General features: G+C 37.8%; 20 protein-coding genes and 2 tRNA genes. 11 read left to right on the forward strand and 11 right to left on the reverse strand.

Annotated features, from left to right (window positions below):
• Positions 1 to 269: 269 nt before the first annotated feature.
• The 4 genes from IPO46_04040 to IPO46_04055 all read right to left on the reverse strand — a co-directional run bounded on the left by IPO46_04040 (position 270) and on the right by IPO46_04055 (position 4,034).
• A tRNA-Ala gene (locus tag IPO46_04040) sits at positions 270 to 343 on the reverse strand.
• A gap of 117 nt (positions 344 to 460) precedes the next feature.
• Positions 461 to 1,786, reverse strand: a complete 1,326-nt coding sequence (locus IPO46_04045; protein ID QQS63769.1) for an OmpA family protein — start codon at positions 1,784 to 1,786, stop codon at positions 461 to 463.
• A 99-nt stretch (positions 1,787 to 1,885) separates the two neighbouring features.
• Entirely contained in the window at positions 1,886 to 2,323 is a 438-nt protein-coding gene (locus IPO46_04050) for a septal ring lytic transglycosylase RlpA family protein (GenBank protein QQS63770.1), read from the reverse strand.
• A gap of 22 nt (positions 2,324 to 2,345) precedes the next feature.
• On the reverse strand, positions 2,346 to 4,034 hold the full coding sequence (locus tag IPO46_04055; protein QQS63771.1) for a L,D-transpeptidase family protein: 1,689 nt from the start codon (positions 4,032 to 4,034) through the stop codon (positions 2,346 to 2,348).
• Between the two features lie 184 nt (positions 4,035 to 4,218).
• Between IPO46_04055 and lpxB the strand changes: the two genes are divergently transcribed.
• From lpxB to IPO46_04070, 3 genes are all read left to right on the forward strand, one after another.
• Entirely contained in the window at positions 4,219 to 5,352 is a 1,134-nt protein-coding gene (gene lpxB, locus IPO46_04060; protein ID QQS63772.1) for a lipid-A-disaccharide synthase, read from the forward strand.
• Positions 5,353 to 5,564: 212 nt separating this feature from the next.
• Complete coding sequence (locus IPO46_04065) at positions 5,565 to 6,038, forward strand: nucleoside deaminase (GenBank protein ID QQS63773.1); 474 nt, start codon at positions 5,565 to 5,567, stop codon at positions 6,036 to 6,038.
• 655 nt (positions 6,039 to 6,693) lie between these two features.
• Entirely contained in the window at positions 6,694 to 9,285 is a 2,592-nt protein-coding gene (locus IPO46_04070) for a hypothetical protein (GenBank protein QQS63774.1), read from the forward strand.
• A 591-nt stretch (positions 9,286 to 9,876) separates the two neighbouring features.
• On the opposite strand, the gene IPO46_04075 is transcribed toward IPO46_04070, so the two are convergent.
• Positions 9,877 to 9,950, reverse strand: a tRNA-Asp gene (locus IPO46_04075).
• Between the two features lie 271 nt (positions 9,951 to 10,221).
• Between IPO46_04075 and IPO46_04080 the strand changes: the two genes are divergently transcribed.
• The 8 genes from IPO46_04080 (at position 10,222) to IPO46_04115 (ending at position 17,329) form a co-directional block, all read left to right on the forward strand.
• Positions 10,222 to 11,154: an acetyl-CoA carboxylase carboxyltransferase subunit alpha gene (locus IPO46_04080; GenBank protein QQS63775.1), complete on the forward strand. Its 933-nt coding sequence runs from the start codon at positions 10,222 to 10,224 to the stop codon at positions 11,152 to 11,154.
• 87 nt (positions 11,155 to 11,241) lie between these two features.
• Complete coding sequence (locus tag IPO46_04085; protein ID QQS63776.1) at positions 11,242 to 12,210, forward strand: Gfo/Idh/MocA family oxidoreductase; 969 nt, start codon at positions 11,242 to 11,244, stop codon at positions 12,208 to 12,210.
• A 27-nt stretch (positions 12,211 to 12,237) separates the two neighbouring features.
• The gene (locus IPO46_04090) at positions 12,238 to 12,684 is read left to right on the forward strand and encodes a hypothetical protein (protein QQS63777.1); all 447 of its coding nucleotides are present in this window, start codon (positions 12,238 to 12,240) and stop codon (positions 12,682 to 12,684) included.
• The gene (locus IPO46_04095; GenBank protein QQS63778.1) at positions 12,675 to 13,634 is read left to right on the forward strand and encodes a sugar transferase; all 960 of its coding nucleotides are present in this window, start codon (positions 12,675 to 12,677) and stop codon (positions 13,632 to 13,634) included. The genes IPO46_04090 and IPO46_04095 overlap by 10 nt, the downstream gene beginning before the upstream one ends.
• 54 nt (positions 13,635 to 13,688) lie before the next feature.
• Positions 13,689 to 14,687, forward strand: a complete 999-nt coding sequence (locus tag IPO46_04100; protein QQS63779.1) for a hypothetical protein — start codon at positions 13,689 to 13,691, stop codon at positions 14,685 to 14,687.
• On the forward strand, positions 14,624 to 15,511 hold the full coding sequence (locus IPO46_04105) for a hypothetical protein (GenBank protein QQS63780.1): 888 nt from the start codon (positions 14,624 to 14,626) through the stop codon (positions 15,509 to 15,511). The genes IPO46_04100 and IPO46_04105 overlap by 64 nt, the downstream gene beginning before the upstream one ends.
• Before the next feature lie 304 nt (positions 15,512 to 15,815).
• Positions 15,816 to 16,436 (forward strand): hypothetical protein, encoded by a 621-nt coding sequence (locus IPO46_04110; protein QQS63781.1) that lies wholly within the window; start codon positions 15,816 to 15,818, stop codon positions 16,434 to 16,436.
• 2 nt (positions 16,437 to 16,438) lie between these two features.
• On the forward strand, positions 16,439 to 17,329 hold the full coding sequence (locus IPO46_04115; protein ID QQS63782.1) for a hypothetical protein: 891 nt from the start codon (positions 16,439 to 16,441) through the stop codon (positions 17,327 to 17,329).
• An 11-nt stretch (positions 17,330 to 17,340) separates the two neighbouring features.
• Here the strand turns inward: IPO46_04115 and IPO46_04120 are convergent, their stop codons facing one another.
• The 6 genes from IPO46_04120 to IPO46_04145 form a co-directional block, all read right to left on the reverse strand.
• Positions 17,341 to 18,009, reverse strand: coding sequence for a 2-C-methyl-D-erythritol 4-phosphate cytidylyltransferase (locus IPO46_04120; protein ID QQS63783.1), 669 nt, complete (start codon positions 18,007 to 18,009; stop codon positions 17,341 to 17,343).
• Between the two features lie 12 nt (positions 18,010 to 18,021).
• Positions 18,022 to 18,966 carry an isoaspartyl peptidase/L-asparaginase gene (locus tag IPO46_04125; protein QQS63784.1) on the reverse strand — a complete coding sequence of 315 codons (945 nt, stop codon included), beginning with the start codon at positions 18,964 to 18,966 and terminating at the stop codon, positions 18,022 to 18,024.
• A 30-nt stretch (positions 18,967 to 18,996) separates the two neighbouring features.
• On the reverse strand, positions 18,997 to 19,992 hold the full coding sequence (locus IPO46_04130; protein ID QQS63785.1) for a carbohydrate kinase: 996 nt from the start codon (positions 19,990 to 19,992) through the stop codon (positions 18,997 to 18,999).
• Positions 19,992 to 21,413, reverse strand: coding sequence for an amino acid permease (locus IPO46_04135; protein QQS63786.1), 1,422 nt, complete (start codon positions 21,411 to 21,413; stop codon positions 19,992 to 19,994). Before IPO46_04135 ends, IPO46_04130 begins: the two co-directional genes overlap by 1 nt.
• A gap of 76 nt (positions 21,414 to 21,489) precedes the next feature.
• Complete coding sequence (locus tag IPO46_04140; protein ID QQS63787.1) at positions 21,490 to 22,107, reverse strand: OmpH family outer membrane protein; 618 nt, start codon at positions 22,105 to 22,107, stop codon at positions 21,490 to 21,492.
• A gap of 108 nt (positions 22,108 to 22,215) precedes the next feature.
• Entirely contained in the window at positions 22,216 to 23,574 is a 1,359-nt protein-coding gene (locus IPO46_04145; GenBank protein ID QQS63788.1) for a GIY-YIG nuclease family protein, read from the reverse strand.
• Positions 23,575 to 23,586: the final 12 nt, after the last annotated feature.

Genomic DNA, 23,586 nt, shown 5'->3' on the forward strand with positions numbered 1-23,586 from the left:
CCTCCCACTGGGAGGTTTTTTTTGCCGCTACGCATAAAGTATTGAACAAAAAAATATTCAACCAGCACTTAGATTAATGCAATAAAAAAGGAATCCTAAACAAAAAAATACCAGATAAACCGTATGTAATTCAAAATGGTTAAAGTTTTAGCAAAACGAGCGCTTGTTTTTTATATCGGTTGACTTAAACAATTACAGCAATTTAAATCAGCAGATCAACAATTATTATTCTGTGTATTACCAAAAAAGGCTGCAAATTGCAGCCTTTGTGGAGAATACCAGATTCGAACTGGTGGCCTCTTGCATGCCATGCAAGCGCTCTAGCCAACTGAGCTAATCCCCCATTCAAAATTATCGGGTGGCAAATATAGAAAAGTTTTTGGAATACTTAATGAACAGCATAAACTAAAAAGCCCGGCCTAAGCCGGGCAATTATTATTCTATTTTTAGAAAATCAATGTTAATAGTTCCTGGCCGTCATTTCTGTTCTGCGGTTTTTAGCACGTCCTGCTGCTGTTGCATTATCGGCCACAGGTTTTGCTTCTCCATAGCCGGTGAAGGTAAGCCTGCTCTCTGCAATGCCTTTGCTAATAAGATAATCTTTAACCGCTTTTGCCCTGTTTTCTGACAATACCTGGTTTTTATCATCAGCGCCTGATGCATCAGTATGGCCATCTATATCAAGAAACAGGCTTTCATCTGCTTTAAGTATCGCCACCACATTGTTCAATGATTTATAAGATTTAGGCATCAACTTAAAGCTTCCTGAATTAAAGAAAACATTTTTAGCCGCAAAGTTTATTTTTTCTATTACTTCTTTTGCAATTACCGGGCAACCTGCGTTTTCTGCTACGCCTGGCCTTGATGGGCATTTGTCTTCTTCATCATTAATGCCATCTCCATCGGTATCGGGCACAGGGCAACCCTGGTAACGTGCAACCCCTTTTACCGAAGGGCATTTATCTTCTTCATCATTAATACCATCTCCATCAGTATCGGGTATTGGGCAACCCTGGTATTTGGCTATTCCGGCTTCATCAGGGCATTTGTCTTCTGCATCGGCTATTCCGTCTCCATCCTTATCGGGGCAGCCTTGCAACGCTGCAATACCCGGAACATCAGGGCAACGGTCGTCTGCATCTAACACTCCATCGCCATCTTTATCCAAAACCACGGGTACAACAACTTCTGCTACCGGTGCTTCAATTTTTTTGGGAAATGTTTTGGCCATTCCAAAGCTATGGTATAAATGATATTCTGCACTGCTGGTTACCGGTATGCGGTATTGCGAATTGAGTAAAAAGAATACATCCGGGCCTAGCTTAAATTGTAAACCAACACCTATTGGAAGTATTGCGGAATAGAACCCGTCGTATTGCGAAGCGCCAATACCTGCCGTAAAATAAGGTACAGCAAAGAAATTATCGGGCAGTAATTTTAAGTTAAGGGTTACAACGCCTTCCAATAATAATTTTTGGTCGGCAGAGTTGCTTACACGGTCCGGTATGGGATATTTCAGGAAGCTTCCGGCAAGTGTACCGGCAAAATCAACATGTTCACTTAACCCTTTGATGTAACTTACGCCAATACCGGCGTTCATCCTTCTTGTTTTATACCACATTTTTTGGTTTATGGTTTCGCCAATACCATTGGTCCTTATTTCTTTTGCGGTAGGAAAATCATTTAAAATAAAATGAATTGCAAAACCATTGGGTTTTGTATAATTCTGGCTAAATGCAGTAGTGATGCAAACCAGGCTTACAAGCAGTAAAATAGATTTCTTCATAAATTATGATTTCGTTAATCCTTACAAAAATACTCGGTTCAATTCAAATGATAAAATATTAATAAAAACAGTATAATAACCTTAAAAATAAATAAAACTTTAAACTTTCTTTCTGGATTTTCTTTTTGGCGGATATTGTACCACTTCTACCTTAACCCTGGTTAAACCTTGTTTTATAAACCCCAGCTTTTGAGCCCCGGCTTTTGTGAGATCTACTAACCTACGGGTTTTGTGATGCAACCTGTCGTTTATTTTTACTTTAATAGTTTTGCCATTTCTTAAATTCGTAATTAAAACCCAGGTACCCAGGGGCAAAGTATTACAGGCTGCCGTCATTTTTTTATGATCAAATATTTCACCGTTGGCTGTTTTTCGGCCATGAAATTTACTGGCATAATAACTTGCCTGCCCGTATATAACCGTATGTTGTTTTTGAGAGGGCTTTACATCAGTATTGGCTGCACCGGTTTTTACCTGTGAAATAGAATTCAAAGGCAAAATGAAAAAAATAAAAACCAGAGCAAGGAGTTGCTTCATAAAAAAGTATATGATGAGGAAATTATTTTAAAGCAAAATACTTTTCTCTCAACTTCACATCGTTTCCATAAATATCATCATAAAATTTGATATTATTACCGGAAAAATCACAGCTAAAATAACGGATAAATATGGGAAATTTATTTTTTATGGCAATTTTATGCATTTCTTCATTGCGTATCCAGGTAGTAATGGAATCGGTATTATAGCGCAATGTGTCTTTGGGCTGGTATAAAATACTATCGTTCCTGGCAATGTAAAAGGCAAGTTGCTCCCAATCCTGTACCCTTACACAACCATGACTGAGGTTGCGTACATTTTTTTTAAATAAGTACCGTTGGTTGGTATCATGCAGGTACACATCGTGTGCATTTTTAAAATTAAATTTCATTACGCCCAATGCATTTTCATCTCCGCTGCTTTGCATTACTTTAAACGGGATGCCTTTAGAATATTTTGCCCAATTGATACCATAGGGGTTTACCGGCGTTCCATCATGCTTATATAAGGCCAACCCTTTACGGGCCAAATATCCGGGATTTTTCTTTAACCCGGGAAGGATTTCCTTTTCAATAATACTTGAAGGAACTGTCCAGGTAGGAAAAGTTACGAGGTTGTCAACAAAAGAAGTGATTTCCGGCGTAGGCGTTGCCGATTTACCACAAATTATTTTGGATTGCATCAACACTGTATCGTGGCTCATCAACTGCAAATAAAATGAAGGCAGGTTTACCCAAATATATTTATCGGGAAATTTTTCTGGCAATTGCTTGTATTTGTCTAAGGTGATGGCAATGCGTATAAGTTTTTCCTTATCGGTATTATTCATCATTCTTACCAGTGCAGTAGATATTTTACCATCTTGCTTAACCAGTTTTTTTGCCTGGTATTTTTTAATGGCTTCCTGCATAACGGTACTATCCGGCAAATTGTTGTTGAAAATAATACCACTTTCCGCAAGGCGCTTTTTAAATGATTTAACAAAAAAAAGTGAATCTTTAGAACTATAAGGGAAGCGTAAATAAGTATACATAGTTTTATCCATACTATCGGTAAATTTCTTTATCCCAATTTTTAAGTTGATATACCCCAAATGAGCGGGTTGGATGGATTGGGTAATAACCAATAAATTTCCTGCTTTCAAAAACTGATTGATATACTTTACAAAAAAGCTTTCGTATTTACTTGAATCGGAGTACCATAGTTGTTTAATGCCATATAACCTGCCTTGTGCAAGATCCTGTAAAACCTGCATGAATGCTGCAGAAAAGCCAATATCTGCTTTTGCCCAATCAGTCGGTTTCATTTTTTTTAAAGAATCGGTGAAGAGTTTATTTTTTAATTCAGAAAGGCCATAATAATGATAATCGTTCTTAAAAAGGCCTTCGTAAATACAGGTATCTAAATACCTTAGTAATTCATCACTTTGCTTATTCCATGTTCCTTCTTTGCTCCACACAGGCAAATTACCGTTTTGAGCATAATAATATCTTAAAAGGCTAAAAAGCCCGGGGTTGATATTCTCAGCAGGCTTGGGATGCTGCAATTTCAAGCTAAGGGCTTCAGCAATTTTTTTATCCAGGGGCCGGTCGTCTTCTTTTATGTAGATGTCGCTATTTGCAGTATTGTGCTTATCTTTTCTTTTGCAGGAAAAAAATATAGTTGCAATTAGGAGTACAAGAACAGGTTGATATAAGGCCCTCCATGACATACGGTGGGTAATTTTATCTTTTATTGAGTACAATAATAATAAAGATATTCATAACAAGTAAATACCAGTAAAGGAATCTTTCTATTTAGCTTGTTTTATTAGATTAAAACAATAAATGGCGGCGAACACTTAAAATTTGCCTATTGCCACTAATTTTGCTTTTTAGATTCAATCAAAGTTTATTGTGAAATATTATTTAATAGCAGGTGAAGCAAGTGGCGACTTGCATGGCAGTAACCTGATAAAAGAAATTAAACGGTTAGATGCCCAAGCTGAATTTCGTTGCTGGGGTGGCGAAAAAATGGAACAAAATGGAGCCTATTTAGTAAAACATTACCGCCAGCTTGCTTTTATGGGTTTTGCTGAAGTTGTAAAAAATTTACCGGCTATCTTACGGAATTTAAGTTTTTGCAAAAGGGATATGGTTTCATTTGAGCCAGATGTTCTGATTTTAATAGATTACCCGGGATTTAACCTTAGGATCGCCAAATGGGCAAAACAACAAGGGTTTAAAGTAGTTTATTATATTTCTCCACAAGTATGGGCCTGGAAGGAAAACAGGGTAAAAACAATTAAGCGATACGTGGATAAAATGCTGGTTATTTTACCATTTGAAAAAGCCTTTTATCAAAAATGGAATTATGCAGTTGATTATGTGGGTCACCCTTTGGTAGAAGTGATTAGCGATTTTATTCAATCGCAGGAAAAAAATTTTACTGACAAGCAGCCAGAAGATAAAAATATTATAGCCCTGTTGCCCGGAAGCAGGAAACAGGAAATAGTTCAAAAACTGCCCATTATGCTAAAAGTGGCAGCACAGTTTCCGGATTACCGTTTTATTGTGGCAAAAGCACCGGGTACCGAAGAAAGTTTCTATACTAAAATGCTGGGGCAATATAGGAATGTAAGTACGGTTTCGGGGAAAACCTATAATTTGCTATGCTCTGCAAAAGCTGCACTGGTAACCAGCGGAACAGCTACTTTAGAAACAGCACTATTTGAGGTGCCGCAAATTATTTGCTACAAAGGCGGAAATATATCTTATCAAATTGCCAAAAGGCTGGTAAAAATAAAATATATAGGCCTGGTAAACCTTATTATGGATAAAGAAGTGGTAAAAGAACTCATTCAAAATAACCTTACAGAAAAAAACCTTGCATTTGAGCTGGGTGAACTTTTGAATACTACAGCCAAATTAAAAGCCATAAAAGAAGATTATAAAGAACTGAAGGGTATTTTAACCGAAGCTGGCCCTGCTTCCTGCAATGCCGCAAAAATTATTGTTGCTTTTTGTAAAAGCCCATTACCGCCTGCATAATTTAACAACAAGTATTATCATGGCCAGCAAAAAAAGCAAAATTGAAATACGGTTAATGCCATGCATATAACCCATCCATTTTGTTAGCTTATCGTTTGGATCGGGCTTTTTTAAAAAAAGATATTCGGCAATTTGTCTTAAAAAACGCATGCGGAAAGATTTGAGCAAAATTACAAATTAGATTATATTTACAGGCACTCAACTTAATAGCTATGACAAAAGAAGAAAAATTTATGCAGGAAGCAATTGCCTTATCACAAAAAGGAGTGCAAAATGATGAAGGCGGCCCTTTTGGATGCATTATTGTAAAAGATGATAAAATTGTAGGCCGGGGAAATAATAAAGTTACCAGCACCAACGACCCAACTGCCCATGCTGAAGTTGTGGCCATTAGAGATGCCTGCAAAAACCTGGGAACTTTTCAATTAGATGAATGTGAAGTTTATACATCCTGCGAACCATGCCCAATGTGCCTTGGCGCAATTTACTGGGCCAGGCCAAAAGTAATTTATTATGCCAACAACCGGCAGGATGCCGCAGAAATTGGCTTTGACGACTCCATGATTTATGATGAAATATCGGCAGATATTAAACATAGAAAAATACCCATCATTCCGCTATTAAGAAAAGAAGCTATAAAAATTTTTACTGAGTGGAAAAATAAGGAAGATAAAACCGCCTATTAAAAAGCAAACAATTTATCTGGCTAATTGTAATTTTACTAGGCCCAAAGATTTTTCCTATTCCTATAAAATTTTTAGCAGCGCTTCCACAATCTCCTCCTTTCTTTGTCTATTTTTTGCACTTGAGATAACCCAGTAATCAAAAACATTACTTAAGGAACTGTAAAGCATATAGTGATGCTCTATTTTGCCGGGCAGTTTGTAAAGTGACATTTGATTATTTCTCTTCGTATGCTACTCAATCTAAGCCTAAAACATTAAAAACTGTGGTAAAATTTATTGTATTATTTCGTACGCCACAATCCAGGGTTTATACGTTTTGAGCGAATAAAACGGGTTGAGAAAAGAATATTTCAATATAAATTAATTGTAATGCATAATCCAAAAGAAGTATTTTTCCGGCGTAGAGGAGACATTAATTTAGTGCAATAAATTACAGCTGTTGAATTTTTTTTTTCTCTTCATAACCTTTGGTCTTTGCACAGCCCTTGTTTTTGCAAAAAACTTTAAGGAAAATTCTCATCCTTTTCGAAGAGAAACTGTGCTGCCAGGAAAGTACTTCAATTTAGTTTGCAAAAAATTGTATTTAAATAGTTAGTTAGAAATTTATTTCAAGATTATAGCGGTAAAACATTCATCACTTAAATAAACTAATATAATGAAATCCTTATTTACCATGCTCTCCATAAGCCGGTTATTGCCATTTATACTTTCTGTTTTGTGTTTTCAATTATGCATTGCCCAAATGGCACATGAAAATATACCAGTAACAAATGGCCGGGTATCATCGCTGGTACGAGATGGGAATACAATTTACATTGGAGGAAATTTTACCGGGCTAGGTCCAAATGTTCCTAAGGGTTCTTCAATAAGCACAACAACAGGGTTGCCGAACCTTAATTATGTAAAACCCAATGATTATGTGAATACGGTAGTTTCTGATGGTGCCGGTGGCTGGTATATTGGTGGGGAGTTTACACAAGTTGGTGCTGTTGCCAGAAACTATATAGCCAAAATTAATGCAGATGGCAGCCTGAATAGTTGGAATCCCGGAGCCGATGGATATATCAATACATTGGCATTGAGCGGAAATACCTTGTATGTAGGAGGAAATTTTTCAAATATTGGAGGGCAGCCCAGAAACAGTTTAGCTTCATTTAATACCACTACAGGTGCATTAAATTCCTGGAATCCCGATGCGCCGAATGGCGATATCACTACCATTGCTATAGACGGAGGCAAGGTTTATTTTGGAGGAAATTTTTCAATGATTGGTTCTGAATTCAGATATAATATTGCTGCACTTGATGCTTCAACAGGAAGCGTTACCACATGGGCGCCCGATGCAGATGGAGGGGTTACTAAAATACTGATAAATGGAGGTGTTGCGTATGTGGGAGGGTCATTTACTTTACTGGGCGGCCAGGCTAGAAATAATATAGGAGCTATAAGCACAACTACCGGATTTGCTACTTCATGGGATCCGGATGCAGATGAACTCGTCATTACTATGGCAATTTCAGGCACCACGTTGTATGTGGGTGGTGAATTTACAACTATAGGCGGAGCATCAAGAGACGGCGGTATTGCTGCACTTAGCCTTAGTACAGGAAATGCTACATCCTGGAATGCTCTTGGCCCTACAGGAGGTATTGTGGAATCTTTAGTGGTTTCTGGTGGTTTATTGTATACTGGAGGTTATTTTGGATTTATTGGTGGGCAGCCCCGGCTTAATTTGGTTGCATTAGATTTAACTACCGGGCTTGCCAATTCATGGGATCCGAGCATTGGTGGTGGTGGTGTAATTTGTTTAGCTACGGATGGTAGTGGGAATATCTATGCAGGCGGAGATTTTATTTCCGTTGGTTGGTCAAAGCGAAAATTCATTGCAGCATTTAATGCTACAACCGGACAGGTAACCTCATGGGCGCCGGAAGCAAGTAATATTGTTGAGGAACTTGCTTTCTTTAATAATACTGTTTATGCCGGAGGCAATTTTTCCAGCATTGGCGGCCAAAGTAGAAACAGAATTGCAGGATTAAACACAACCAATGGTAATGCCACTACTTTTAATCCAAATCCATCTGCCTTCGCCCATATTGGAGACATTGTTGCGGCCAATAATCTAATTTATGTTGGTGGAAATTTTACCAGTATAGGTGGGCAATCCAAAAATAACCTGGCAGCACTCGATCCAACAACAGGTAATGCTACTACCTGGAATCCTAATCCAAGCTCACAGGTAGATGCCATTGCAATAAAAGACAATACGGCCTATATCGGGGGATATTTTACTTCTATAGGTTCCGATTCCAGGTATCATATTGGTGCCGTTGATTTAAACACAGGGTTGGCTACTTCCTGGAATCCCGGTGTGGGTACAAATGAAAATATCTATTGCCTGGATGTAAATGGCAATACCTTATATATTGGTGGACACTTTAATACCATCAATAGTCAAACAAGAAATAATATTGCAGCATTTGATGTAACTACAGGAATGCTTACTGCTTGGGACCCCAATGCAAGTAACTCGGTATATACCTTTGGTTTTAATAGCAGCATGGTTTATGCAGGTGGGCAGTTTTTAACTATTGGCGGTCAAACCAGAAATTACATCGCTGCACTTGACCCAACCAGTGGCAACGCTACATCATGGAATCCATTACTTAACGACATTGTTGAAGCACTTGGAGTGGATAACCATATAGTTTATGCAGGAGGAAATTTTAAAATTGTTAATGGAGCAGCACGAAATCATTTAGCTGCAATTGACGATAATATTGTTGTACCCGTAACAATGAAGGATTTCACCGCCTCAATTTCAAATGGCCAATTGTTTGTATCCTGGACAACAAATACTGAAAATAACAATAGCTATTTTGATATTGAAATTTCCGCCGATGGTAAAAATTTCAAAAAAGCAGGTACCGTGTTATCAAAAGCCCCAGCTGGTTATTCTTCTTCTCCATTAAAATATACTTGTTCTATGCCACTAAATAAAATCCTGCTTTTGGGATTGGGGGGCATGTTTACTTTATTGCTTTTACCGATGTTTAAAAATAAATCGAGGAAATACATTGTTGGAGCTACGGTAATTTTCAGTGGTCTTTTTATTTTTAATAGTGGTTGTAAAAAGATGGATTTGTCTGCAGATGATACTGGCAAAAAGTTATTTGTTCGTATCGTTCAGGTTGACAAAGATGGAATAAGGTCTGCATCAAAAGTTGTAATGATAAATTACAAATAATATAAGACAGGCAGCTTCAGATAGTAAGGTTTGTAATAATTTGTAACCACTACTATTATTGCACTTAACCATATTTTATAAAGCGCATAGAATGCAAGATGAAACCGAAGCTATCTAAACTGGCAGTTTCTTTTTATTTTACATTTTGAGATTTAAAAAAGTGATGCATTGGCGTGCCCCATTCTCCTCAATAAATGTATTTAAGATTTACAAAAAAAAATCTCGTAACCATCGGATTTATTTACGAACCAGGACTCGAACCCGTCTCGGCTCAGCCAGGACCGTTACAGGGCATTATTCTTTATTGAGTAAATTTTGTGGCAGTAAGCAAAGCCACTCAAAGAATCCAGCTTTACGCCGCTTCAATTTTTTTTCTCTAATAAGCATCTCCTATTTATCAGGCTTTTCTTCATCATAAATTAATTTCCAAGGAACTTTGGCAGATATGTACCTGCTTTTGCCTGCATTTTGGTAATTAAGTCTTTGCAAATAATTTTCGATAGAACCTTTGTAATAGGTTCCATCCTGAAGGCATTTAATAATATAAACAAAAAAGGGCATAAAAAATCCCGAAAACTTCGGGATAACTTGCGGACCGGACGGGACTCGAACCCGCGACCTCTGCCGTGACAGGGCAGCATTCTAACCAACTGAACTACCGATCCAACTACTTTTATAAATAAAAAAAATCTTTTTTATCGAACCCCTCCCGGCTCAGCCGAGACCGTGACAGGGCAGCTTTCTAACCCGGAAATTTTGGGAAACTACCATTCCAAAAAACATTTTTTTTAAACACTATATTCCCTTGTTTTTTGGGGACGGCAAAGATAGGTAAATTTATAATCTCAAAACAAAACTTTTAAAAAAAGCTATGGTTACCCTATTTTTACACTTCGGCTCTAAAAGTAAAGTCAATAATTATTGAAATAACTCAATATGCCAAAATTAGAAAACCGCCAGTTCCTGGATTTTGAAAAACCCATTAAAGACCTGTTTGATCAGGTTGAACAACTTAAAATTACCCAGGAAAAAAGCAAAACCGACCTTAGTTCAGGCATTTCGGCGCTTGAAACAAAAATATTAGAAGCCAAAAAACAGCTTACCGACAATTTATCTCCCTGGCAAAAAGTACAACTAAGCCGCCACCCCGACAGGCCATATACCTTAAAGTATATTGAGAAAATGTGCAGCAATTTTGTTGAACTGCATGGAGACAGGAACGTAAAAGATGATAAAGCAATGGTAGGTGGTTTTGCATTACTGGGCGATGAAACGGTTATGATTATTGGGCAGCAAAAAGGCCACAATACTAAAACTCGTCAAATACGAAATTTTGGCATGGCCAACCCCGAAGGTTACCGTAAAGCTTTGCGGCTTATGAAACTTGCCGAAAAATTTAATAAACCCGTAATTACATTAATTGATACCCCGGGTGCATACCCTGGCCTTGAAGCCGAAGAACGTGGGCAGGGAGAAGCCATTGCCCGAAATATATATGAAATGCTTAGCCTGAAAGTTCCGGTTATTTGTGCCATTATTGGCGAAGGTGCAAGTGGTGGCGCATTAGGAATTGGCGTAGGCGATAAAGTAGTAATGCTCGAAAATACATGGTATAGCGTTATTTCACCAGAAAGCTGCAGCAGCATTTTATGGCGCACTTGGGATAAAAAAGAAATTGCAGCAGAGCAACTTCGCCTTACCGGAGATGACATGATGAAATTTGGCCTTGTAGACGATGTAATTCCCGAACCTTTGGGCGGCGCCCATTGGGATTATGATGAAGCCGCCTTTATTTTAAAAAATTATTTACTTGAACAAATACATCAGTTAAAGCAAAAACCCCCGAGCAACGCTTTCAGGAACGTGTAACAAAATTTAACCGTATGGGATTTTGGGAAGAAACATCCGAACCCGGGGTTATTAATCACAATGCCTGATAGCCGCCCATAAACTTTTATGTTAAGGATTGGAATATTTGGAGTTGGTCACCTGGGAAAATTTCATTTAAACAACTGGAAAGAAATTGAGCAGGTAACAGTTGTCGGTTTTTTTGACCCCGATGAAACCCATGCAAAATTAATTGAAGAAAAATACCAGATAAAAAGATATGCAACTGCCGAAATGCTCATGCAGGATTGTGATGCTGTAGATATAGTAGCCCCAACAATTTACCATAACGAACTTTGCTCACAGGCAATGAGATTGGGCAAACATGTTTTTGTAGAAAAACCCCTGGCCAATACAATGGATGAAGCAAGGACGTTGGTAAAACTTGCCAAAGAATCCAATGTAAAATTTCAGGTAGGCCATGTAGAAAGGTTCAATCCCGCTTTTCTTGCCCTACAGGAAAGTGCGTTAAACCCAATGTTTATTGAAGTACACCGCCTTGCACAGTTTAATCCCAGAGGCACAGATGTAAGTGTTATACTCGACCTGATGATTCATGATATTGATATTATCCTGCACCTGGTAAAAAGCCAGGTAAGTTATATTTCGGCAAATGGAGTTGCAGTAATGAGTGACACACCGGATATTGCCAATGTGCGTATTGAATTTAGTAACGGTTGTGTAGCCAACCTTACCAGCAGCCGCATTTCCATGAAAAAAATGAGAAAAATGCGCTTATTTCAGAAAGACGCTTATATTGGTATTGATTTCCTGGAAAAGAAAACCGAAGTTATAAAACTCAATGAGCAGGGAGCAAAAAATGTTTTTACATTTGATATTGAAACAAGCAACGGTAAAAAAACAATTGCTATTGCAAATCCACCTGTTAAAGATACAAATGCCATAAAAATGGAATTAGAAACTTTCAAAAATGCCATCATCAACAATACCGAAACACCTGTAACTATTTTGGATGGATTTGCTGCAATGGAAGTGGCCCACCAAATTTTGGAGAAAATCAATCAAGGTAAGGCCTGATGCAACAAACCCCAAACAATTATCAATTTGAATCAACCCCGTTTACATATCAGTTGGTATATCCTGGCAGACCTGGTAGTATGTGCGGCAACCTGGCTATTATTCTATTATTTACGCACCCGGATTTATGATTATGAATTTTCTGTTCCACCGGGCTTTTACCTTGGACTTTTCTTATATACAGCCGGATGGGTTTCTTTGCACTTTTTGAGTGGTGCTTATGCTTCCCTATACCTTAAATCCAGGATTGGTGAAGCGTTAAAAATTATTTTTGCAAGCGTTTTAGGTTGTACAATACTTTTATTTTTCTTTATTTTAAAAAATCCGCAGGTAGATAACATGCGTTATTATGTGGAATTTTTAAGCCTACTGTTACCTTTTATAATACTATCGTTATTTGCCTGCAGCTTAATACTTAATTACACAAAAAAACAGTTGCGTAAAAAACAGTATATTTTAATGTTTTGCTGGTAGGATCTGAAAATAAAACCAAACAGTTATATGATTCCTTTACAAATGCAAAAGATAATTCCGGCTATATTTTAACCTCTTTTCTAAATGTAAACGGGCCATGCAGCGACCCTGCATTAAATCAACTGCAAACGTATAACGGACTTGAATATTTGGATGAAGCCATAAATAAAAATGCCATTGAAGAAGTAATTATTGCGGTAGAAAAAAAAGAAAGACTGCTCATAGGTGAAATACTCAACCTGTTAAGCGATAAAGAGGTTAATGTAAAAATATCGCCTGATATGATTGATATCCTTACTGGTGCTCTTCAAACTACAAATATTTTAGGCGTACCATTAATAGATATACACAGCGGACAGTTACCTGGTTGGCAACAAAACTTAAAGCGGTTTGCTGATATTACTGTTGCATTAACCGGCCTTGTAATTATTTCGCCTTTGCTGCTTTTTGCCATGATACGCACCAAATTTTCCTCTGCAGGCCCTGTATTTTACAAACAGGAAAGACTAGGATTTAAAGGCAAACCATTTACTATGTACAAGCTTCGCAGTATGTACGTAAATGCAGAAGATAACGGACCTCAATTGAGTAGCGAAAATGATGAACGCATTACAGCCTGGGGAAGAGTAATGAGAAAGTGGCGACTGGATGAACTACCACAACTTTGGAATATTATTAAAGGTGAAATGAGCCTTGTAGGTCCAAGGCCGGAAAGAAAATTTTATGTGGACCAGGTGGTAGCCCTGCACCCGGAATATAAATACCTTTTTAAAGTAAAACCAGGCATTACCAGTTGGGGCATGGTAAAATTCGGCTACGCTTCAAGCATTGATGAAATTGTTTTACGAATGCCTTTTGATTTACTTTATGTGGAAAATATTTCACTTTCGCTCGATTTTACCATCCTGCTTCACTCCGTAAAAATAATTGTATCAGGAAAAGGAAAATAAACAGAACGATACTTCAGCAAATATTATTTGCTATTTTTGAAAAAATAATCAGTATTGAAAAACTTACTGCCCGGTATTGCACTTCTTTTATTAAGTAAAATATCTTTTTGTCAGCAGGCATATTGGCAGCAACAAGTAAATTACGATATCTCTGTAACACTTAATACGGCAGCAAATACACTTGATGGCTCGGTGAAAATGAAATACTACAATAACTCACCGGATACCTTACATTTCATTTGGATACATTTGTGGCCCAATGCTTATAAAAATGACCGCACCGCTTTTTCTGAACAACAACTACAAATAGGTAATACTGGTTTTTATTTTTCCAATTCAGAAGAAAGGGGTTATATCAACAGGCTAAATTTTACGGTAGATAATATTTCCACTGCAACAACTGACCATCCAAAACACCAGGATATTGTTAAGCTTTTACTTCCTCATCCGCTGATACCTAATGGCAAAATAAATATCCAAACAGCATTTCATGTTAAATTACCCAAACAATTTTCCCGGAGCGGCGTAGTGGAAAACAGCTATCAAATTACACAATGGTACCCCAAACCTGCTGTGTACGATAAAAAAGGATGGCACGAAATGCCTTACCTTGAGTTGGGAGAATTTTACAGCGAATTTGGGAATTTTACCGTTGATATTTCAGCGCCTGAAGATTTGATTATTGCCGCATCGGGTGAAAAAACCCGGGAAACTATCAGCAACAATATTAAGACAACTACCTACACTCTAAATAATACGCATGATTTTGCCTGGTTTGCCTCAAAAGATTTTTTGGTACAACAGGATACGTTACAACTACCCTCAAAACTCATAAATGTATTTGCCTATTATTATAAGAAAGATGAAAAAATTTGGCAAAACAGTATCCGGCATATTAAAAGGGCAATCCTCTCAAAATCAGGCTGGCTGGGAGAATATCCCTACAACAATGTTTCTGTTGTAGCTAAAAAGGAAGCAGCGATGGTGGGATGGAGTACCCAACCATTACCCTTGTTTCAACCCCGGAAAATGAAAAACATCTTGACTTTTTAATCAACCATGAAGTAGGGCACAATTGGTTTTATGCCATAATTGGCAGCAACGAAAGAGCGTTTCCATGGATGGATGAAGGCATGAACACCTATTACGACAACAGGTATTTAGATCAATATTATAATAGCAATATTTCTTATTTAAATTACCAATCTTCATTTTTAAAGAAACGCTTTCCCGATGATTTCTCTGCCTTGGGAATTGGTACAATGGCAGCTATAAAAAAAGACCAGCCAATTGAAACAAGTTCGGGGGATTTTTCAACAATTAATTATGGCCTTATGGCATATGGCAAAGCAGGCAAATGGATGAAAATGCTTGAAGATAAACTGGGTGTCGGTTTGTTTGACAAAGCCATGCAGGAATATTATAACAAGTGGAAGTTTAAACACCCACAGCCTGAAGATTTTAAACAAAGCATTGAAGAAGCAAGCAACAGCAACCTTGATGCTATTTTTAGTTTGCTGCATAAAAAAGGGAGCCTTGATTCCTCCAAACCAAAAAAATTAAAACTCACTTCATTTTTCAACCTTAAAGAAACCGATAAATACCATTATATTTCCATTATGCCGGCATTAGGTTTTAACCAATACGATAAATTTATGGCCGGAGTATTGCTCCACAATTATTCTTTACCTCCGCAAAAATTACAATTTATTGCTACAACTTTGTATGGCTTTGGAAGCAGTAAAATAAACAGCATCGGCCGCATTGGCTATGCTATTTATCCTACAAAATTATTTGAGAAAGTAGTTTTAAGCGCCAGTTGGGAAAACTTTTCATCCCGGCAATCAAAAGATACCCTGCTTAAAAAAAACGTATGAACGTTTTTCAAAAATTGCCCCGGCAATACGTTTTTATTTTTTAGAAAAACCACAAAGCAGCAGCAGTAAATGGCTAGAATTTAAAACTTACTTCATTAGGGAAAATAATTTTTCAGGCTACTATTATATTTCAGGAAGCGACAGTTTAAACAGTTATCCGGCAGGCCATGTTGCCAATGACCGGTACATAAACCAAATTACCTTTTCAAAACAAGACTACCGGAAATTATATCCTTACCATTATCAACTGCAAATACAGCAAGGTAAAGGGTTTTACAGGGCAAATGCCACACTCGATTACTTTTTGAATTATGCAAAAGGCGGTGGTTTAAATGCAAGGTTTTTTGCTGCAAAATTTGGTTATATAGGCCAAAAAAACTATTACACGTATATCTACCAACCAAAATTGCTGGGTGGTTCGGGCTATGATGATTATACTTATGCCCATTACTTTATAGGGAGAAGCGCATCAAGCGCCAATGCCGATTTTCCTGTATTCAACAAAGGCTTGGCAGCAAGGCAAATTATAGTGGATAATACCGGCGGATTAAAATTAAGAATGGATAAATATCCTTTCTTACAAGGCCAGTCTGACAATTGGATAGCAGCGCTAAACTTTAGGAGCACCCTACCGGCTAAACTTTTTCCCATAAAATTGCCTTTATATGTTTTTTTGGATATTGGCACCTATGCCGAAGCATGGAACAAAGACCACAGTACCGGGAGGTTTTTATATACGGCAGGCTTACAGGTAAGTTTGTTTAAAGATATTTTAACGGTTTCTGCCCCTTTATTGATGAGTAAAGATTTTAGGAATACACTAAAAACTGATCCGGAAGAAAATAAATTTTTTAAGAAAATTACTTTCTCCATTAGCTTTAAACAATTGTCGCCAAGAATGGTTCATCCGCAAATTCCACTTTAAAGATGAATGCACGCATAATCAGCAATGAAGAAATTGACCGCAAAAAATGGGATGATAGCCTTTTAAACTTTCCCTGCAGTTTAATTTACTCCCAATCTTTTTACCTTGATGCCATGTGCAAGTGGGATGCACTGGTTGTAGGAGATTACGAGGCTTTAATGCCGCTGCCCAACAGGAAAAAATGGAAAATAAATTATTTATACCAACCTGCTTTTACGCAACAGCTGGGCATAATAGGAAATGTAGAAACCGATGCCGCACTGGAAATAGTTTCACAAAAATATCCATTTGCAGAAATTGCATTGAACCATAATAATAGTACGGGCAAAATATTTAAGCCCTGCAATAATTTTATTTTAAACCTATCGGCGGCTTATAAAAACATAAAAGCAGGTTACAGCAGTTCATTAAAATCTAATTTAAACTGGCTGCAAAAATTTGAACTAAATTATTCCGCAGGTAACGGGTATTATGAAGCCATTGATTTATTTCAATCACTTTATGGAAAAAAATTGTCATCGGTTACCGCTGAAGATTACACAAATTTTAAAATCCTTTGTTCGCAACTTTACACAAGCGATAACCTTGTACTAAGAACAGCAACAGCGCAAAACAACCAACTTGCAGCATTGGTACTAATGCTAAAAGATAAAAACAGGTTGTACAATGTAATATCCTGCAGTACAGACTTTGGCAGGAGCAGGCAAGCCAATTATTTTATTTATGATAAAATTATTGAAGAATTTTCAGGATCGGGATTGATTTTTGATTTTGAAGGATCCGACATAAAAGGTATTGCTGATTTTTACAAAAAATTTGGCACTATAAACCAACCCTATCCATTTATAAAATGGAATAATTTACCGGCCATAGTAAAATTTTTAAAAAAATAAACTTGTCTCTATTAGCTTTCCAGTATTTGCCGGGCAAGGGCAAGGTCGAGCGGATGGGTAATTTTAATATTATTTTCTTCGCCTTCAACCAGTGTAACTTTCATCCCAAAAGCCTCCACTACAGTGGCTTCATCAGTAAATTTTTCTTTAAAATCTATGGCAAAAGCCGGCAATAAAACCTTGCTGTGAAAAACTTGTGGCGTTTGCACTATTCTTATGCTGCTCCTGTCCACCGCTTCGTTACTGTTATCTTCTTTAAGCATTCGAAGGCTGTCTTTACATTGAATAACCGGGATAGCGGAACCTTGTTCCATTGCCGTTACAAAGCATTTTTGAATTAAGTTTTCCGAAACAAGGCAACGTACTGCATCATGCACAAAAACAATACTTTCTTCTTCCACCAATTGAAGCCCGTTTTTAACGGAATGAAACCTTGTTTCGCCCCCTACACAAATTTTTATACGGTTATAATCAAACCATGCATCAATTACTTCCTGGCCGCTGGCAATATAAGCCTCAGGGAGTACAAGAACAATTTGCATATCATCAAAAGCCCGGTAAAAACTATTGATGCTATAATACAAAACCGGCTTGTTGTTAATATGCATAAACTGCTTGGGTAATGTACTGTTCATTCTGCTTCCTGTACCACCGGCTACAATTAATGCATACTTTTTCATTGCTGCAAAAAGTTAATCTTTATAAATTTTTATTTCTTCATTTCCTGCACTGCTTTTCATGGCACGGTACATTCCTTCGCTGTTAAACTGCATGGCTACATTGCCCTGTGCATCTACTCCTATCATTCCTCCTTCGCCATCAAATTTAATAAGTTTTTGATGCACAATTTCTTTCATTGCTTCATGCAGGGAATAATTTTTATGTTCCATTAAACCTATTACGGAAAATGCTGCTACTGCTTTTATAAATGGCTCTCCATGGCCGGTACAACTGATAGCGGCTGTTTTATTATCGGCATAGGTGCCCGCACCAATTATTGGCGTATCGCCAATGCGTCCATAATTTTTATTGGTCATTCCGCCTGTGCTTGTAGCTGCTGCAACATTTCCATATTTATCGCAAGCCACTGCGCCAACTGTGCCCATTTTATTGGAAGAGCCAAGCTGTGCCTGTGCAGAATGGTCCAGTGCAACGGCATCACCTGATTGTAATTGCTGCCATTGTTTATAGCGAAACTGAGAATAGAAATAATCGTCGGGTTCTGTGGTAATTTTTTGTTCTTTGGCAAAATCCATCGCCCCTTCGCCACTCAATAATACATGGTTACTGCATTTCATTACTGCCTCTGCAAGCAAAACCGGGTTTCGGATATTTTTTACTGAAGCTACTGCGCCGGCATCAAGGGTTTTTCCATCCATAATGGATGCATCCATTTCGTGTTTGCCTTTTTTTGTAAAAACTGATCCTTTACCGGCATTAAACAAGACGTTGTCTTCCAGTTTTATTACCGCAGCTTTTACTGCTTCCAATGCAGATCCCTTTTTTTCCAATACTGTATAACCTGCATGTAGAGCTTCTTTTAAGCCAGTATGGTACGCCTCTTCCAACTCCGGGGTAATTTCCGATTTTAAAATTGTACCAGCTCCGCCATGTATTGCAATAGAAAAAGTATGCATTAAATCAATTAGAATATAAGGTTAAGTAAATTAGTTACACTTCAACAGCAGCTTACATTCTGCCAGAAGTTTTTCATTATGAATAGCCGCCGTACCTACTTCTTCACACACCATTCCGCCGGCAATATTGGCTATTTCCGCCATTAGCTTAAAACTTTTTGTTGCCGCATATACAAGAGAAGCAACAGCAATTACCGTATCGCCTGCCCCACTCACATCGGCAATGCTGCGTACATGTGTAGGTATCCAGCCGCTTTCTTTATCGCTTTGATAATACACACCGTTTTCGGATAATGTAATAAAAGATGCCCGGTGCCCCAGCGTATTGTATAACGCTGCGTGTATTTTCTTTAACAAGCCTTCGGAAAGGTTATTGCCAACAATATTCAAAGCTTCCAATGCTTCTTTAAGATTGGGCTTAAAAATATCCACCTTTTTATAAGCAAAAAAATTCAACCGTTTCGGGTCAACGGCGGTTAGTACATTGTGCTTTTTGCATAATGCAATTGCCTCAGCAATTACTTTTTCGGTGAGCACGCCTTTATTATAGTCTTCAAGGACAATAATGGAAGGCTTTTCGGCTTCAATATAAGCTTCAATATTCTTAATCAACGAATCTTCATCTTTGTGCTGCAAAGCCGAAGTAATTTCAGCATCCAGCCGCATCATTTGCTGGTTGCGGCTAATAATACGTATTTTATTTGTAGTTACCCTGTTAGCGCTGCTTATGCAATAGGATGTGTCTATACCGCTATCCTGTAGCAGGTTTTGTAATAGCACTGCTTCATTATCGTTTCCATAAATACTAATAAGGCTTACTTTATTTACTTTTAAAGAAGCCAGGTTTAAAGCTACATTCCCGGCACCGCCAATTCTATATTCATTTTTTGAAACAGACACAATGGGCACAGGCGCTTCTGGGGAAATGCGTTCGGTTTTTCCCCACCAGTAAGTGTCGAGCATTACATCTCCCAGTACAGCTACTTTTATTTTTTTAAATGAATCAAATAATTCATCAAAGTTCATCAGCTATTATTTTTTTTAGCTACGGCAATATAATAAACGGGTATGCCCAGCAAAACTATAATTAATCCCGGCCATGTAAACGCAGGTTTATAAATAATAAGTAAAATACAAAATGCCAAAGCCATAACAATGTAAATGGCTGGTAGCACAGGATATCCAAAAGCTTTATATGGCCTTTCTGCATTGGGCCTTTTTTTACGTAAAATAAAAATACCGGCAATGGTGATAGCATAAAAAATTACCACCACAAACGATATCATATCCAGCAGGTTACCGTATTGCCCGCTGAGGCAAAGCGCAGATGCCACAATGCATTGCAGCCACAATGCCACTTCGGGCACATCGTTTTTATTGAGTTTTGCGGCAGCCGTAAAAAACAGCCCATCGTTGGCCATGGTATTATACACCCTTGCGCCGGAGAGTATCAATCCGTTGTTGCAGCCAAAAGTAGAAATCATAATCATTACAGCAATAATGGCAGCACCGGCATCGCCCCAAATTACCTTACTTGCCGCAACGGCCACACGATCCTGCGGAGCAGAAGCAATTTCCTGTAAAGGCATTACACTTATGTACATTATGTTTACGGCCACATAAATAAGGGTTACCAGCAGCGTGCCTAAAAAAAGGCTCAGCCCAACATTACGCTTTGGGTTATGCACTTCACCGGCAATAAAGGTTACATTATTCCATGCATCGCTACTAAAAATGGAGCCTACCATAGCGGCTGCAATAGCGCCAAGAATTGCACTGCCAAACACTTTACCGGTTATTTCGCCAGTGTTGTTGCGGCTGGTCATGCTCCAGGCATCCGTCCAATTGGCATCCCAAACTTCTGATTTTGCAGCAAGAAAAAAGCCCAGGATGATCAATCCAAATAACGACAACAATTTTATTGTAGTTAAACTGGTTTGTATCCACTTTCCTTCTTTTACACCTCTGGTATTAATGAAAGTAAGTAATACAATAATGGCAATAGAAACAAACTGTGCAGGATAAATTTTAAAAATGCCAATTTGCGTTATGAGGTTTTCATCATTAATATCCAATGCAGGCACAAAGGTTCCCAAAAATTTAGAAAATGCCACACCTACTGCTGCAATTGTAGCGGTTTGAATAACCATAAAAGAACTCCAGCCATATAAAAAACCTGCTAAAGGGTTGTAGGCCTCTTTTAAATAAACATATTGGCCACCGGCCTTGGGAAACATAGAACTCAGCTCACCATAACTCATGGCAGCAACCAGCGTCATAAAACCGGTAAGCAACCATACAGCAATAAGCCATCCGGCGCTGCCTACATTTCTTGTAATATCTGCACTTACAATAAAAATACCGGAACCAATCATAGAACCGGCAACTATCATGGTGGCATCTATCAATTTGAGCGATGGCTTATAACCGTGTACAGTTTCTGTCATTTAAAATTTATTAATTGGTAAAGTAACAAAAAATCCCGATACAGAAATACCGGGATTTGCCTAAAAACCAATGTTTTTAATTTTTTGAAAACACTTTGTTCATACCGGTTACAACATCGGCGGTGATATTAAGTGTAGAATCTTTAAAAATCAGGTAATCGAGCCCTGTACCGGTAGTGAGGATGTATTGAAAGTTTTTTTCTTTGTTATAGCCTGCCAAAAATTCTTTTAGCTTTTTTTGGATATCTTCCATAAACTTATAACTCCTTTCGCTGAGGCTTTGGAGCTGGGTTTGTTTACGGCTGTCAATAGCCTGCTGTTGCTGCATTAAATCAATCTGAAATTTTTCGGCTTCTTCCTGCGTCATATTCTGGCCTTTTACTTTAATAAAATTATCCTTTTTGGCTTCAAGGCTCTTGTACCCGTTTTGCCATTCGTTTTCAATGGCTTTTTGTTCTGCTTCCAGTTGCGTTCTCCGGTTTTTAATATAACTAATCTGATCGTTTAAAGAATCCAGCTCTACATAGGCTATTAAAGCCCTCACGGGTCCATTAATTGCAGATGATACTGCTGGTTGAGAAATACCGGGAGCAGACAGTTTTCCTGCAGGTTTTTTATCGTTATACACTTTATAATACAAAAAACCCAGGGCAAGCAAAAGAACAATATTTAACAGAGTGGAAATATTCTTCATTCAATTTTAATTTTAAGTCGGCAAGATAAGCACAAAGCATTATTTACCCATAATCTTAATTTTTATTTAGGAAAGGGTTAACGGAAACTTAAAAAATGCTGAAAAAAATTAGGATGCAATGGGCTTCACTACAATTTTCTTTTCGGGATGAATTGCTACATAAGCATAAATTGAATTCCGTATATAATCGTTATCGGCATAGGGAATTAACAGGTCTTTTAGAGCAGAGAGACTTTGTGTTTGTTCGTTATCCTGAATAAACCCCATTCCCCAAAAACTGCCTTTCTCAACCAGCATACACAATTTTTCATTTGCATTCAGCCCTTCATCTACCAATATAAAACTGGGTAATTGAATTTGCAACTGCGTTAATGCTGCCTGCACTTTATTATTATACTTTTTTGGCGCATCCAAAAAATCCCAGTCTTTTTGCTCCATTGGACTTTTATCAATAAAGCAAAGTTTATAACTCAGTTCAAATTCATCGGCCATTTTTCTTAAAAGGGTATTACCTTCTGTTAACAGGTTAAACTGGTAATGGGCTTTCAGGTTTTTCTTTTTTCTGTCAATGGCCAGGCGCAAATAACCTTTGGCATCTTCAAAACTATATAACCCAAATTGCTGCACCGGCCTTTTTTGGCTGTTATTATATTTTGGCCAAAGCCTTTTTATTTCAGTGCTTTCCAACACCAGGGCATGTAGCTCACTTGCACAAACGGTAAAAGAAACCGATGCCACAAAACGTAAGAAATGCTGGCGCCTTTTATCTGTATCATTATGCGTAAAGTGGCTGCTCACCCGCTTTTTTATATTGATAGCTTTACCCACATAAATAACTTTATTTTTTTTATCGTGAAAATAATACACGCCTGGCCTGGCCGGTAAATTATCAATTACATTTTTGTCGAGATAGGTGGGAAGCCATTGCTCTGCCGAAGTTTTTTTGAGCATTTTACTGATGATTCCCTTTGCGCCATCCTGTAAAAGCATTATACAAAAAAGTTCAACAGTTGCCCTTGCATCTGCATCGGCACGGTGGCGGTTTTGCATGATAATGCCCATGTTGCGACAAAAATTACCAAGGCTGTATGAAGGCAGGCCCGGAAAAATTTTACGGCCCATCCTTACTGTACATAGTTTTTTTACATTGAGTTCGTAACCGCAATTATTGAGCTGTTGCTTAATAAATGAATAATCAAAATTTACGTTGTGCGCTACAAAAACCTTATTGCTTAATAAATGAAACACTTTCCCAGCAACTTCTTCAAAGCCCGGGGCCACCGCCACCATAGCATCATTAATGCCCGTGAGTGCTGTAATATAAACAGGGATTTTTTGAAACGGGTTAATGAGGCTGTGAAAATGATCGAGTAGTTTTTCCCCATCAAAAATATAAATGGCAATTTCGGTAATACCATTGCCCGAAGCGTGGCCGCCGGTGGTTTCTATATCAACAATTGCGTACATTTATAAAAAATC

Source organism: Chitinophagaceae bacterium, assembly GCA_016699815.1.
Lineage (GTDB): Bacteria > Bacteroidota > Bacteroidia > Chitinophagales > Chitinophagaceae > Ferruginibacter.

What these genes read in the sequence shown, in the direction of transcription:
- IPO46_04105 (QQS63780.1), top strand. Translation starts at nt 14,624, where the DNA reads ATGGAGTACCCAACCATTACCCTTGTTTCAACCCCGGAAAATGAAAAA.
- IPO46_04050 (QQS63770.1), bottom strand. Translation starts at nt 2,323, where the DNA reads ATGAAGCAACTCCTTGCTCTGGTTTTTATTTTTTTCATTTTGCCTTTG.
- IPO46_04080 (QQS63775.1), top strand. Translation starts at nt 10,222, where the DNA reads ATGCCAAAATTAGAAAACCGCCAGTTCCTGGATTTTGAAAAACCCATT.
- IPO46_04125 (QQS63784.1), bottom strand. Translation starts at nt 18,966, where the DNA reads ATGCATACTTTTTCTATTGCAATACATGGCGGAGCTGGTACAATTTTA.
- IPO46_04115 (QQS63782.1), top strand. Translation starts at nt 16,439, where the DNA reads ATGAATGCACGCATAATCAGCAATGAAGAAATTGACCGCAAAAAATGG.
- IPO46_04140 (QQS63787.1), bottom strand. Translation starts at nt 22,107, where the DNA reads ATGAAGAATATTTCCACTCTGTTAAATATTGTTCTTTTGCTTGCCCTG.
- IPO46_04070 (QQS63774.1), top strand. Translation starts at nt 6,694, where the DNA reads ATGAAATCCTTATTTACCATGCTCTCCATAAGCCGGTTATTGCCATTT.
- IPO46_04045 (QQS63769.1), bottom strand. Translation starts at nt 1,786, where the DNA reads ATGAAGAAATCTATTTTACTGCTTGTAAGCCTGGTTTGCATCACTACT.
- IPO46_04085 (QQS63776.1), top strand. Translation starts at nt 11,242, where the DNA reads ATGTTAAGGATTGGAATATTTGGAGTTGGTCACCTGGGAAAATTTCAT.
- IPO46_04130 (QQS63785.1), bottom strand. Translation starts at nt 19,992, where the DNA reads ATGAACTTTGATGAATTATTTGATTCATTTAAAAAAATAAAAGTAGCT.
- IPO46_04145 (QQS63788.1), bottom strand. Translation starts at nt 23,574, where the DNA reads ATGTACGCAATTGTTGATATAGAAACCACCGGCGGCCACGCTTCGGGC.
- IPO46_04120 (QQS63783.1), bottom strand. Translation starts at nt 18,009, where the DNA reads ATGAAAAAGTATGCATTAATTGTAGCCGGTGGTACAGGAAGCAGAATG.
- IPO46_04135 (QQS63786.1), bottom strand. Translation starts at nt 21,413, where the DNA reads ATGACAGAAACTGTACACGGTTATAAGCCATCGCTCAAATTGATAGAT.
- IPO46_04065 (QQS63773.1), top strand. Translation starts at nt 5,565, where the DNA reads ATGACAAAAGAAGAAAAATTTATGCAGGAAGCAATTGCCTTATCACAA.
- IPO46_04055 (QQS63771.1), bottom strand. Translation starts at nt 4,034, where the DNA reads ATGTCATGGAGGGCCTTATATCAACCTGTTCTTGTACTCCTAATTGCA.